The sequence below is a fragment of the Amycolatopsis sp. WQ 127309 genome, assembly GCF_023023025.1.
Lineage (GTDB): Bacteria > Actinomycetota > Actinomycetes > Mycobacteriales > Pseudonocardiaceae > Amycolatopsis.
In genome coordinates this window covers 5,641,508-5,654,677 of the sequence record NZ_CP095481.1, presented here as the reverse complement: position 1 = coordinate 5,654,677, position 13,170 = coordinate 5,641,508, and the positions used below count along the sequence as shown (strand labels likewise).

Here is a 13,170-nt window from a genome sequence, read left to right as displayed (position 1 = left end):
TCACTTGTCCTCCAGGCCGAACGTGGTGAAGGCGGTGCGGTCGGGCAGCTCGTGCACGGTCTTGCCGCACACGGCGTTGAGGATCACGGCCGCCCGCCAGGCCCCCAGGCCGAGGTCGGGGGCGCCCGGCCCGTGCGTGTGCCGTTCGGCGTTCTGCACGAACAGCGGCCCCGGCACGTCGAGGGCGACGCGGTGGTCGGCGCCGACCACCAGCCGGCCCCGGTCGTCGCGGTGCACGGCGTCGCCGAGCCCGGCCAGCAGCGGCCCGGTCGGCGTTTCGGTGTAACCGGTGGCCGCGACGACGGCGGCGGTGCGCACGGTCCCGTTGCGGCCCTGCTGCGCGTGCCGCAGGCCCAAGTCGACTTGTCCATCCACAATGGACGCCGAGACGACCTCGACGCCCGGGCTCAGCACCGCGGCGGGCCAGCCGCCGCCGATGCTGCGGCGGTAGAGCTCGTCGTGGATCGCGGCGATCGTCTCGGCGTCGATCCCCTTGTACAGCTGCCACTGCGTGGGCAGCAGGCGGTCGCGGACCGCGCTCGGCAGGCCGTGGAAGTAGGCGGTGTAGTCCGGGGTGAACTGCTCCAGCCCCAGTTTCGAGTACTCCATCGGCGCGAACGCCGGGGTGCGGGCAAGCCAGCGGAGTCCGTCCACAGTGGACCGTGCGCGCAGCAGGTCGAGGACGACCTCGGCCCCCGACTGCCCGGACCCGACGACCGTGACGCTCTCGGCGGCCACCAGCGCGGCCCGGTGGGTGAGGTAGTCCGCGGAGTGCAGGGCGAGCGTGTCCGGGTCCGACACCAGGTCCCGCAACGGTTCCGGCACCGACGGCACCGACCCGACGCCGAGCACGACGGCGTCGGCCAGCACCGGTTCGGCGCCGGCGACCGTCAGCTCGAACGCCGCTTCGGCTTCGTTCCAGCGGACGCCGGTGACCTCGTGGCCGAACCGGCACGACGGCAGCCGCGCCGCGGCCCAGCGGCCGTAGTCGTCGTATTCGGCGCGCGGCAGATGGAACCGCTCGGCGAAGTAGAACGGCAGCAGCCGGCCGCGGTCGCGCAGGTAGTTGAGGAACGACAACGGGTTCGTCGGGTCGACCAGCGTCACCAGGTCGGCGAGGAACGGCACCTGCAGGCTCGCGCCCTCGACCAGCAGGCCCGGGTGCCACCGGAACTCCGGGCGGGCGTCGAAGAACACCGCGTCCAGGCCGTCGACCGGGGCGGCGAGCGCCGCGAGCGAGAGGTTGAACGGCCCGATCCCGATGCCCGCCAGGTGGTGGCGCCTCACGAAGCGACCGGGCTTTCCCGGTTCGCGACGAGCTCGGCGCCCGCGGTGGCGGCGATCCGGTCCAGCAGCGGGCGGTAGTCCTCGACGGTGGTGCCGGGGTGCAGCAGCGTCAGCTTGAGCCACAGCTGCGGCGCGCCGCCGGGGCCGGTCGGCAGCGCGGCCCGGCCGATCACGGCGGTGCCCGCCTCCAGCAGCGCGCGGCGCACCCGGGCGACGAGTTCGTCGGCTTCGGCGTCCGCGAGGTTCTCGGCGACGACCGGGCGCAGGACGACGGTGGACAGCTCCGGCGCGCCCCAGAGGCGCAGGCCGGGGTGGGCGTCGACGACGGCCGCGACCTCCCCGGCGGTGTCGCAGCAGTGCTCGACGAGCGCGCCGAGGCCGTCGGTACCGAGGGCACGCACGGTGACGGCCATCCGGAACGCGTCCGGCCGCCGGGACGTCCGGATCGAGCGGCCGAGCAGGTCCGGCAGGCCGGCCTCGGTGTCGTCGTCGGCGTTGAGGTACTCGGCCCGCACGGTCAGCGCGCCGAGATCGGCGGCCTCGCGGGCGGCGAAGAGCCCGGCCGCGACCGGCTGCCAGCCGAACTTGTGCAGGTCGAGCGCGACGGAGTCGGCCTGCTCCAGCCCGGCGAGCCGCGTCCGGAGCGCGGTGCTGCACAGCGCCATCCCGCCGTACGCGGCGTCGACGTGCAGCCGGGCGCCCGCCTGGCGGCAGATCCCGGCGATCTCGGGCAGCGGGTCGATCGTGCCGGTGTTGGTGGTGCCGGCGGTCGCGACGACGACGGCGGGCGTGCCCAGGTCGCGGAGGGTTTCGGCGAGCGCGGCCGGCAGCAGGCGATCGCCCTCGCACGCTACGACGACCGGCGCGGGCAGGCCGAGCAGCCAGGCCGCGCGGGCCACGCTGTGGTGGGCGTTGACGCCGCAGACGGGCCGGACGTGCGCGTCCCGCTCGCGGGCCAGCAGCAGCCCGAGCAGGTTGGATTCGGTGCCGCCGGTGGTCACGACGGCGTCCGGCGCGGCGGCGTCCGGGTAGCAGAGGCGGGCGATGCCGATGGTGAACTCGCGCTCCAGCTCGCTGGCCACCGGCGCCTGGTCCCACGAGTCCATCGACGGGTTGAGCGCGCTCGCCACGACGTCGGCGGCGACGGACACCGCGAGCGGCGGGCAGTGCAGGTGGGCCGCGCAGGCCGGGTCGGCGGGATCGGCCGAGCCCGCCGCGAGCAGCCGGCTGAGCTCCTCCAGCGCGGCTTCGGCGCCGACGCCGTGACGTGGCAGCGCGCCCCCCTCACCGGCGAGCGCCGCGGCCACCGCGGCGGGTCCACCGGCCGGCACCGGCCCGCCGCGTTCGGCGACCCCGGCCGCCATGCCGCGCAGTGCCGCCGGGATCAGCTCCCCGAGCCGGTCCGCGCCGCCTTCGCCCCCGGCCAGCCCGTCTGCCCGCATGTACCCCCGCCTTCCTTAGGGTTGCCTTGCCTACGCTGAGCAACAGTACGGCGACCGAGGGCTGTCTGTCACCCGGCCCCGTTCCAGCATGCGCGACCGAGCGGCGGGAACGCGTCGGCCATCGGGAGTAGGTTCGGCCCCGAAGGTGATCGGCGGTGACGACGGGCTGCGAGCGCGGATCGCCCGGCTAGTCCCGATCGGGCCGGCCGAGGCGCCGGCGGACGCGGTCCCGGGCCTCGATCAGGCGGGTCGCCCGGCCGTCTTCCCGGCCGGCGCGGCGGTCGAGCTTCCAGTCGAGGTAGTCGGCGAGCGCGGTGTCACCCCACTTGCGCTTCACCCGGCGACGCCGGGAAAGCAGCCGTTGTTCCGCCGCCTCCGCGCGGACGTCGTCGGGGTTGCCCGTCGCCGCGCGCAGGGTGAGGCTTTCGTGCGCGCGGTTGGACCGGCGCGCGAAAGCCTTGCTGCGCGGCAGGTTCTTGCGCGAGGACTTGGCGTTCTCGCCGTAGTCGTCGCGCCGGTCCTTCAGGTAGCTGAGCCGCTTCTTCTCCTGCGGCGTCTTCCTTCGCATCCGCCCAGGGAACACCCGGTCACCGCCGCGCGGCAACCGGGTTTCCCGTGGCCGGCGAAGGGTCAGCGCGGGGCCAGGGCCCGGACCTGCTCGAACGGGTCGCCGCCCGTGGGGAGCAGGGCGATGATCGGCGTCGTCAGGCCGTTGTCCACATAGGACTGGATCTGCTCCCGGCACGAGTCGAGGCTGCCGTGGACGATCAGGTCGTCCACCACCGCGTCCGGGATGACCTGGTTGGCCTTCTGGCGGTCGCCCGCCGCCCAGGCCTCGTGCATCGGGGCGAGGGCCTCGCCGCGGCCGAGCCACTCGTGGAACGCCGCGTACACCGGGACCGTGAGGTAGCTCGAGATCAGCATCCGGCCGAGGCCCCGCGCCGCGGCGGCGTCCTCGGTGGGGCAGACGAAGATCCGGGCCGCCAGCTCGACGTCCGGGCCGACGACCGAGCGCACCTTCGGCACGTCCGTCGGCGCCAGCCAGTTCGTGATCGCGCCGTCGGCCTCGCGCGCGGCGAGCTTGAGCATGCCCGGGCGCAACGCGGCCAGCATGATCGACGGCGGCGGGTCGGCCGGGCGCTCCAGGCGGAACTTCGAGACGGCGAACGTCTCGTACTTCTCGCTGACCTTCTCCCCCGTCAGCGCCGACCGCAGGAACCGCAGCGTGTCCCGCGACCGCGCGAACGGCGCTTCGAACGGCGCCGCGTTCCAGTTCGAGACGATCACCGGCGACGACGCGCCGATGCCGAGCACGAACCGGCCCGGCGCCAGCTCGGCCACGGTCGCCGCCTGCATCGCCAGCAGACCCGGACCACGCGTGTACACCGGCACGATCGCGGTGCCGAGCCGCAGCTGCGGCGCCCATTGCGACGCGAGCACGAGCGGCGTGAACGCGTCCGTGCCCGCCGTCTCCGCCGTCCACGCGTCGGTGTAACCCAGGTCCGGCAGCTGCTCGACCAGCTCGCGGTGCGCCGTCAACGGCACCCCGGTCAGCGGAATCGTGAGGCCCCAGCGGCTCATGCGGTCTCCTTCTCGACGGATTTGTCCACGACGGACAGCTCACGCAGGATCCAGTCCACCTGGGAGCGCATCAGGTTCTCCGCGACCTCTTCGGCCTGCGGCGTCATGTGGGTGGCCCCGGCCAGCGGCAGGAACACGTGCGAGCGGCCCTTCGCCAGCAGCGCCGACGACAGCCGCAGCGAGTGGGCGACGAACACGTTGTCGTCGGCCAGCCCGTGCACGATCAGCAGCGCGCGGCTCAGCTCGCCGGCGCTCTCGATCAGCGAGTTGTGCGCGTAGCTCGCCACCTCGTCCTGCGGCTGCCCGAGGTAGCGCTCGGTGTAGTGCGTGTCGTACAACGACCAGTCCGTGACGGGCGCGCCCGCGACCGCCGCGTGGAAGACGTCCGGGCGGCGCAGCACGGCCAGCGCGGACAGGTACCCGCCGTAGGACCAGCCGCGGATGGCGACGCGCTCGACGTCCAGCTCGGGGAACCGCGCGGCCGCCGCCTGCAGCGCGTCGACCTGGTCCTGCAGGGTGACGTCGGCGAGGCGGCCGTGGATCTCGCGCTCCCACACCGCGCCGCGCCCGGGCGTGCCGCGGCCGTCGGCGACGAGCACCGCGAACCCCTGGTCGGCCAGCCACTGCGACGTCAGGAACGCGTTGCGGCTCTGCAGCACGCGCTGGGCGTGCGGGCCGCCGTACGGGTCGAGCAGCACCGGCAGCTTGCCCTCGCTGGGCTCGTACCCGCGCGGCAGCAGCAGGGCGGCGCGCAGGCCGCGCTCCCCCAGCGTCAGCCAGGTCAGGTTCGGCACGATGTCCGGGTCCACAGTGGACGACGCGATCGCCACGGCCTCGGCGCCGTCGCGCAGCACCGAGACGCGCGGGCCGCTGTGCTCCAGGCTCCACGACGACAGCACGGTCACCGCGACGGATCCGGCACCGTGGTGCACGCCGTCCACAGTGGACACCCGGTGGATCGAACCGCCTTCGGTGCGGTAGACGTGGATCTGCGTCGAGTCCTCGTCGGACGCGCTGAAGAGCAGCTCGTCGCCGACGTCGAGGACCGCGCGCAGCTGCAGGCCGGCCGGGGTGACGGCGTCGTCGCCGACGTAGAGCCGGTGGTCGCCGTCGACCATCCGCTCGGTGACCAGGCGCCCGTCCGGCGTCCACGCCGGGACGCCGCCGACGATGTCGATCCAGTGCTGGTCGGTGGCGGTGTGCACGACCGACGTCGAGCCGTCGGTGACGTCGAGGGCGAGCACGTCCAGCCGCGTCTGGTCGCGCGGTTCGACGGCCAGCAGCGGCGCGCCGCCCGCCGACCAGTGCACCGAGGCGAGGTACTCCCACTCCCCCGGCGCGACGTCGACGCGCGAGCCGTCCAAGCCGAGGACAGCCAGCGTGACCAGGGCGTTCGTGGTGCCCGCGGCCGGGTAGGCGACGACGTTGGCCGGGTGCTGCGGGTTGGCCGGGTCGGCGATGGTCCAGCGCGGCACCGGGCCGCGGTCGGCGCGCTCGGCCAGCAGCGCGGCGCCGTCCGGGGCCCACCAGTAGCCGCGGGTGCGGTCCATCTCCTCGGCGGCGATGAACTCGGCGAGACCCCACGAGACGTCTTCGTCGTCCTCGCCGGCCAGCACCCGGTCGTCGCCGGTGGCCAGCTCCATGACGTGCAGCCGGCGGTCCTGCACGTACGCGACGTGCGTGCCCGTCGGGCTCGGCCGCGGGTCGATGACCGCGCCGTCGACCCGCAGCGTCACCTCGCCGGACGCGAGATCCAGGGTGTAGAGCTTGCCCGAGAGTGTGAAGGCCGCGACCGTGAAGCCCGCGTCGACGCCGTAGTGGACGACCCCGCCGCCGGTCTCGCGGGCCCGTTCACGCCGCGCCCGCTCCTCGGCCGGCAGCTCCTCCTCGCCGGGCAGCAGCTCGGCGGCGTCGACGACCTTCGTCTCGGCGCCGGTCGCGAGGTCGGCCGACCAGAGGCTGTGCCGCGGGTCGGTACCCGACTCCGACCGCAGGAACAGCACGCGCGAACCGTCCGGGGCGACCCGGAACGCCTTCGGCGCGCCGAGGGTGAAGCGCTGGGTACGGGCCTGTTTGCGGAGGAACGGGAGATCGTCGACATCGGTCACGCCCGCACTCTTCCAGACGCTCAGGCCGGTGCGCCAACACCCTTCAGCTTCGCCAGCTCGGCGTCGACGTCGTAGTCCGGCTGCGGGAACTTCGGGTCCAGCTCGGCGAGCGTCTCGATGAGCAGCTCCGCGACGGCCCAGTTCCGGTACCACTTGTGGTCGGCCGGCACGACGTGCCACGGCGCGTAGTCCGTCGACGTCTTCTTGAAGATGTCGGCGTAGGCCTTCTGGTAGGCGGGCCAGTGCGAGCGCGCCTCGAGGTCGCCCGGGTTGTACTTCCAGTGCTTCTCGGGCGTCTCCAGCCGGGCCTGCAGCCGCTTGAGCTGCTCCTCGGGCGAGATGTGCAGGAAGACCTTGACGACGGTGGTGCCGCCGTCGGTCAGCTCCTTCTCGAACGCGTTGATCTCGCTGTAGCGGCGGCGCCGCTCCTCCGCGCTGAGCAGTCCGGACACCCGCGGGACCAGGATGTCCTCGTAGTGCGAGCGGTCGAACACGCCGATCTGGCCGGGCACCGGCAGCTGCTTGCGGATCCGCCAGAGGTAGTGGTGGCGCCGCTCGGCCGCCGTCGGCGCCTTGAACCCCGAGTAGCGCACGCCCATCGGGTTGACCAGGCCGAGCACGTGCGAGACCGTGCCGCCCTTGCCCGAGGTGTCCATGCCCTGCAGCACCAGCAGGACGTTGCGTTCGCCGCCGCCGACGCCCTCGGCGTAGAGCGCCTCCTGCAGCGCGGACAGCCGCTCGCCCGCGGTGCCGAGCTTGGCGAGGGCCTTCGGCTTCTTGCCGGGCCCGACCGGCGCCGACCCCGGGTCCGGCAGCTCCCCGGTGATCCGCAGCGCGTCCCGGACCCGGCTTCCCTCGTCGTTCTTCTTGGCCATCCCGCGACGATAGCCAGTCGGGCGGCGGCTTTCCTGTCGACGCACCCGGCCGGGTGGCGCCGCAGCGATTCGGGGGTCCGATCCGCGGATTGCGCAACGAACAACGGGTGAAAGCAATGATTCCCGGCTGAACTCTGCGTCTGCGGACTCTAACCTGAACGCATGACGACGTTCGCCGGCCGGGAAACCGCCGCCCCCACCGCCGCGAGCTTCATCGCGCTCGACGAGCAATGGAGCACGCACAACTACCACCCGCTGCCCGTCGTGATCGCCGAAGCCTCCGGGGCGACGGTGACCGACGTCGAAGGCCGGTCCTACCTGGACTTCCTCTCCGGCTATTCAGCGCTGAACTTCGGCCACCGCCACCCGGACCTGATCGGCGCCGCCGTCGAGCAGCTCGGCCGCGTCACGCTCACGTCGCGGGCCTTCCACCACGACCAGCTCGGCCTGTTCTGCCGCGAGCTGGCCGAGCTGACCGGCACCGAGATGGTGCTGCCGATGAACTCGGGCGCCGAGGCCGTCGAGTCCGCGGTCAAGCTCGCCCGCAAGTGGGCCCACACGGTCAAGGGCGTGCCGGACGGCACCGCCGAGATCATCGTCGCCGACTCGAACTTCCACGGCCGGACCACCACGATCGTGTCGTTCTCGACCGACGAGACCGCGCGGGCCGACTTCGGCCCGTTCACCCCGGGCTTCGTCACGGTGAAGTACGGCGACGCCGCCGCCCTGCGCGACGCGATCACCCCGCGCACGGCCGCCGTCCTGCTCGAGCCGGTCCAGGGCGAGGCCGGCGTCATCGTGCCGCCGGCGGGCTACTTCGCCGACGTCCGCGCGGCGTGCGACGACCACAACGTGCTGCTGATCGCCGACGAGATCCAGTCCGGCCTGGCCCGCACCGGCACCGTGCTGGCGCTGGACCACGAGGGCGTCCGCGCCGACGTCTACACGCTGGGCAAGGCCCTCGGCGGCGGCATCCTGCCGGTGTCCGCGGTGGTCGGCAGCCGCGACGTGCTGGGCGTGCTGAAGCCGGGCGAGCACGGCTCGACGTTCGGCGGCAACCCCCTGGCCTGCGCGATCGGCCGCGCGGTGGTCAAGCTGCTGCAGACGGGCGAGTTCCAGCAGCGCTCCGCCGAACTGGGCGCCCACCTGCACACGCGCCTGACCGAGCTGGTCGGGAGCGGCCTGTCCGAGGTCCGCGGCCGCGGCCTGTGGGCGGGCATCGACATCGCGCCGGGCGGCCCCGAGGGCCGGGCGGCGTCCGAGGCCCTGGCCGCCCGCGGCGTGCTGTGCAAGGAGACGCACGACCGCACGCTGCGCGTCGCCCCGCCGCTGGTGATCACCCGCGAAGAGCTGGACCGTGGCATCGACGCCGTCGCCGAGGTCATCCGCCCCTGAACCCCGGTTGTCCGTGAATGCCACATCGAGGGACATAGTGTCCCTCGATGTGGCATTCACGGACTTCGGGAGCGAACCGGGCGGATCGGGCGTTGGGCGGGTATGGGATCAGGGGAATGGGTGGAGCGGCCGCTGGCCGGTGCGGACAGCGTCACGCCGGCCGAGCTGTACGAGCAGGGGAAGCGGCTCCGGGAGAAGACGCCGGTCACCGCGCACGACCACGAGGCCGCCGCGAAGGACCGGCCGACACCCGCGCAGTACTTCGAGGCCAGCGGCAAAGGACGGCTGCCCGAACTGGCGGAACTCCGGCGTGAGCGGATGCTCGCGTCTCCGTTCACCTTCTTCCGCGGTGCCGCCGGGCTGATGGGCGCCGACCTCGCGCGCACGCCCGTCTCCGGCCTCGACGCCCAGCTCTGCGGCGACGCGCACGCGGCGAACTTCGGGCTCTACGGCACGCCCGAGGGCAAGATCGTGATGGACATCAACGACTTCGACGAGACCGTCCCCGGCCCGTGGGAGTGGGACCTCAAGCGGCTCGCCGCGAGCCTGGTGCTCGCCGGCCGTGAGGGCGGCATCGGCGAGTCGGGCTGCCGCGAAGCCGCCGAGGACGCGGCGAGGTCGTACCGGCGGACCATCCGCGCCCTGGCCGAGCTGCCGTTCCTGCGCAGCTGGAACGCGCTGCCGGACTCGTCGGTGCTGTCGAAGGCCCGCGCGGACGAGCTGATCGACGACTTCGCCGACGCCGCCGAGAAGGCCCGCAAGAACGACAGCGCCAAGGTCGCCGCGAAGTGGACCGAGCGCGTCGACGACCACCGGACGGGCCTCGCGCGCCACCGGTTCGTCGAGGACCCGCCGGTGCTGACGCACGTCGACGAGCAGACCGCGGAGGCCGTCGCCGCCGGACTGGCGTCCTATGTGGACACCCTGCGTGAGTCACGGCGGACGCTGATCTCGCGCTACCGCCTCGCCGACGTCGCCTTCCGCGTCGTCGGCACCGGCAGCGTCGGGCTCCGCAGCTACGTCGCGCTGCTGCACGGCAACGACGACGAAGACCTTGTCCTGCAGGTGAAACAGGCGGCGTCGCCGGCGCTCGGGCCGTACCTGGACCTGCCCGCCGCCGAGCACGAAGGCCGCCGGATCGTCGACGGCGCCCGGCTCGTGCAGGCCGAGACCGACATCCTGCTCGGCTGGACCACGATCGACGGCGTTCCGTACATCGTCCGCCAGTTCCGGAACCTCAAGGGTGACATCGACCCGGCGGAGCTGGAGAAGGACCACCTCGACGACTACGGCCGGCTCGCCGGGGCGCTGCTCGCCCGCGCCCACACGCGGTCGCTGCACCCGCAGCTGCTGTCCGGCTACTTCGCCGACGACTCCGAGCTGGACGAGGCGATCGGCGCGTACGCCGTGCGCTACGCCGACCGGACGGAGGCCGACCACGCCGCCTTCTCGGGGACCTGACCGGACAGGAAGCCGGTCAACGCTGGAGAACGAATTCCCCGCCGTGCTAGATCTTCGTGAACGGGTGACGGCGAGGGAGGCGGCGTGGCGGATCTCAAACGGCGGTCGGTGCTCACGGGAGCGGTCGCGACGGCGTTGGCGGCCACCGCCGCGCCCGCACTGGCCGCCCCCAAGCGGCGGCCGTTCCGGCTGGGCGTCAACTACACGCCCTCGACGCGCTGGTTCCACATGTGGGAGGACTGGCGCGAAGCCGACCTGCGCCGCGACTTCGACGACATCGCCGCGCTCGGGCTCGACCACATCCGGATGATGCTGCTGTGGCCGGCGTTCCAGCCCGAGCCGCACCTGGTCAGCGGCGAGAAGCTCGACCGGCTGCACCGGTTCCTCGACCTCGCGGGCGCGGCCGGCCTCGACGTCGAGGTGACGGTCTTCAACGGCCACATCTCGGCCCGCTACTGGACGCCGAACTGGCTGCAGACCACGCCGGAGCCGGTGAACTGGTTCACCGACCCGGCGGCCCTCGACGCCCAGCGCGCGCTGCTCACGGCGCTGGCCGCGCGGATCGGGAAGCACCCGCGGTTCCTCGGGTTCGACCTGTCGAACGAGCCGTACTACTACTGGGACTCCTTCGCCGGCCTGGCGGTGACGCCGGAGCAGGCCGACGCGTGGGCGCACACCCTGTGCGAGACGGCGGAGAGCGTCGCGCCGGGAAAGGCGCACACGGTCGGCTGCGACCGCGCGCCGTGGGACAACGGCCGCTACTTCACCCGGGCAGGCCTGGCCGACGCGGGGAACGTCGTGGCGATCCACCCGTGGACGTCGTTCTTCGGCACGCTCAAGACGACGCCGCTCGGCGCGTTCGAGACGCACAACGCGGAGCGCCTGATCCAGGTGGCGCAGGCGTACGCGACGGACCCGGCGAGGCCGTGCTGGATCCAGGAGGACGGCGCGGCCCCGTCGATCCACTTCAGCGACGCGACCCGCCCGCAGTACGCCGAGTGGCTGTCCCGCTCGATCCGCAACGCGGCGTCGTGCGCGCACACGCTGGGCTTCACGTGGTGGTGCTCCCACGACGTCAACCCTGGTTTGGTCCCGAGCCTGAACCCGCTGGAGTACGACCTGGGGCTGTACACGAACGACCGCCGCCTCAAGCCCGCCGGCCGGGCGTTGAAGACGCTGGTGGCGGAGTTCGACCGCACCCCGCCGAAACCGGCGCCGCGGACGACGGCGATCGTCATCCCGGACGCGGACCCGACCCGGGGCTCGGACCGCTTCTTCGCACTGGCCGACGCCGGGACGCGGGTGGCGTTCGTGCTGCAGAGCCGAGCCGGCGACGCGAGCTACCTGGCGCAGCGGGGCATCACGGCGCTGGTACAGCCCTGACCAGGCCGTGGACAGCCTCGGGACTGGCCGGCGACTACCCTCGCGGGAGTGAGGACGATCTGGGTGCTCGCCGCCGGGTGCGGTCTGCTGGCCCTGCTGCTGGGGCTTCCGTTCGCCGGCGGTGACACGCCCGGTGCGCTCGACTCGGCCGCCGCGGGCGCCGTCGCGCACCTGGGGCCGGTGGCGGCGCGGATCCTGGTGCTGCCGACCGAGCCGTACGTCGTGTTCGCGCTGGCCGCCGTCGCCGTGTTCCTGTGCCTGCGCGCCGGGCGGCGGCAGGAAGCCGCGCTCGCGCTGGGCGGGCCGCTGCTGGCGATCCTGCTCAACACCTGGCTGCTCAAGCCGCTGTACGACCGGTGGAAGAACGGCACGCTCGTCTACCCGAGCGGCCACACCGTCAGCCTGGTCGCGGTGCTGACCGTGCTGGTGCTGCTCACGCGCAAGACCTACGTCGTCGTGCTGAGCGCCGTGGCCCTGCTCGCGGCCACCGCCGGGCTGATCGGCATGGGCTACCACTACCTCACGGACGTCGTCGGCGGCACGCTGTTCGCGGTCGCCGTCGTGCTCGTCACGTGGTCTGTGCCGCGTCGCGTGCCAGCGCCGTCAACCGGCTGATGGCGCGCAGGTACTTCTTGCGGTAGCCGCCCTCGATCATCTCCTCGGTGAACAGCGCCGGCAGCGGGTCGCCCGAGACGACGACCGGGATCGCGCGGTCGTAGAGGCGGTCGGCCAGCGCCACCAGCCGCAGCGCGACGTTCTGGTCCGGCGCCGGGTGGATGCCGCGCAGGTGCACGCGGGTGACGCCGTCCAGCAGCCGCCCGTACCGCGACGGGTGCAGCTCGCCCAGGTGGGCGCACAGCGCGTCGAAGTCGTCCACAGTGGACCCTTCGTGGGCCGCGACGGACGCTTCCAGCTCGTCGGCGGAGACCGGCGGGGGCGCGTCCGGCAGGCCGCGGTGCCGGTAGTCGGGGCCGTCGACGCGCACGACGCCGAACCGGGCCGACAGCGACTGGATCTCACGCAGGAAGTCCTCGGCGGCGAAGCGCCCCTCGCCGAGCTTCTCCGGCAGCGTGTTCGACGTCGCCGCGATGTACACCCCGGCGTCCATCAGCTCCTGCAGCAGCCGCGTGACCAGCGTGGTGTCGCCCGGGTCGTCCAGCTCGAACTCGTCGATGGCCAGGATCCGGTGCTCCGACAGCCGCCGCACGGCCTCGGGGAAGCCCAGCGCGCCGACGAGGTGGGTCAGCTCCACGAACGTGCCGTACGCCTTCGGGGACGGCGCCGCGTGCCACGCCGAAGCCAGCAGGTGGGTCTTGCCGACGCCGAAGCCGCCGTCGAGGTAGAGCCCCATCGGGCCGGACGGCGCCGAGGAGCCGCCGAAGAGCCGGAACTTCTTCTTCTCCGGTCGCGCGCCGATGCGGCCGGCGAACGCCGAGCAGGCCTCGACCGCGGCAGCCTGGCTGGGCTCGTCCGGGTTCGGGATGTAGGTGTCGAACCGCACCGCGTCGAAACGCGGCGGCGGCACCAGCGCCGTGATCAGCTCGTCGGCGCCGAGCACGGGACGGCGGTCGGTCAGGTGCGCGGGCATGGTCGCAGAGCCTATCCGCCGCCGCGGCGGCCCCGGATCACCGGTGAGTA

Annotated in this window: 11 protein-coding genes; 4 read left to right on the top strand and 7 right to left on the bottom strand. The window is 73.3% G+C overall.

Annotated features, from left to right (window positions below; all coding sequences use genetic code 11):
• The 6 genes from MUY22_RS26705 to MUY22_RS26680 form a co-directional block, all read right to left on the bottom strand.
• Complete coding sequence (locus MUY22_RS26705) at positions 1-1,287, bottom strand: lysine N(6)-hydroxylase/L-ornithine N(5)-oxygenase family protein (protein ID WP_247049090.1); 1,287 nt, start codon at positions 1,285-1,287, stop codon at positions 1-3.
• Positions 1,284-2,729, bottom strand: coding sequence for an aminotransferase class V-fold PLP-dependent enzyme (locus MUY22_RS26700; RefSeq protein WP_247049089.1), 1,446 nt, complete (start codon positions 2,727-2,729; stop codon positions 1,284-1,286). The genes MUY22_RS26705 and MUY22_RS26700 overlap by 4 nt, the downstream gene beginning before the upstream one ends.
• Before the next feature lie 187 nt (positions 2,730-2,916).
• Positions 2,917-3,297 (bottom strand): hypothetical protein, encoded by a 381-nt coding sequence (locus MUY22_RS26695; protein ID WP_247049088.1) that lies wholly within the window; start codon positions 3,295-3,297, stop codon positions 2,917-2,919.
• Positions 3,298-3,359: 62 nt separating this feature from the next.
• Positions 3,360-4,310, bottom strand: a complete 951-nt coding sequence (locus MUY22_RS26690) for an LLM class F420-dependent oxidoreductase (RefSeq protein WP_247049087.1) — start codon at positions 4,308-4,310, stop codon at positions 3,360-3,362.
• Entirely contained in the window at positions 4,307-6,418 is a 2,112-nt protein-coding gene (locus MUY22_RS26685) for a S9 family peptidase (protein WP_247049086.1), read from the bottom strand. The genes MUY22_RS26690 and MUY22_RS26685 overlap by 4 nt, the downstream gene beginning before the upstream one ends.
• A gap of 20 nt (positions 6,419-6,438) precedes the next feature.
• Positions 6,439-7,293 (bottom strand): PPK2 family polyphosphate kinase, encoded by an 855-nt coding sequence (locus tag MUY22_RS26680; protein ID WP_247049085.1) that lies wholly within the window; start codon positions 7,291-7,293, stop codon positions 6,439-6,441.
• Positions 7,294-7,455: 162 nt separating this feature from the next.
• Here MUY22_RS26680 and rocD point away from each other — a divergent pair, with 162 nt between their 5' ends.
• The 4 genes from rocD to MUY22_RS26660 all read left to right on the top strand — a co-directional run bounded on the left by rocD (position 7,456) and on the right by MUY22_RS26660 (position 12,147).
• Complete coding sequence (gene rocD / locus MUY22_RS26675) at positions 7,456-8,688, top strand: ornithine--oxo-acid transaminase (RefSeq protein ID WP_247049084.1); 1,233 nt, start codon at positions 7,456-7,458, stop codon at positions 8,686-8,688.
• 102 nt (positions 8,689-8,790) lie between these two features.
• Positions 8,791-10,149, top strand: coding sequence for a DUF2252 domain-containing protein (locus MUY22_RS26670; RefSeq protein ID WP_247049083.1), 1,359 nt, complete (start codon positions 8,791-8,793; stop codon positions 10,147-10,149).
• A gap of 84 nt (positions 10,150-10,233) precedes the next feature.
• Entirely contained in the window at positions 10,234-11,532 is a 1,299-nt protein-coding gene (locus tag MUY22_RS26665; protein WP_247049082.1) for a cellulase family glycosylhydrolase, read from the top strand.
• Positions 11,533-11,595: 63 nt separating this feature from the next.
• Positions 11,596-12,147: a phosphatase PAP2 family protein gene (locus MUY22_RS26660; RefSeq protein ID WP_247064138.1), complete on the top strand. Its 552-nt coding sequence runs from the start codon at positions 11,596-11,598 to the stop codon at positions 12,145-12,147.
• Here the strand turns inward: MUY22_RS26660 and zapE are convergent.
• On the bottom strand, positions 12,101-13,120 hold the full coding sequence (gene zapE, locus MUY22_RS26655) for a cell division protein ZapE (RefSeq protein WP_247049081.1): 1,020 nt from the start codon (positions 13,118-13,120) through the stop codon (positions 12,101-12,103). The two genes, MUY22_RS26660 and zapE, sit on opposite strands and share 47 nt — an antisense overlap.
• Positions 13,121-13,170: the final 50 nt, after the last annotated feature.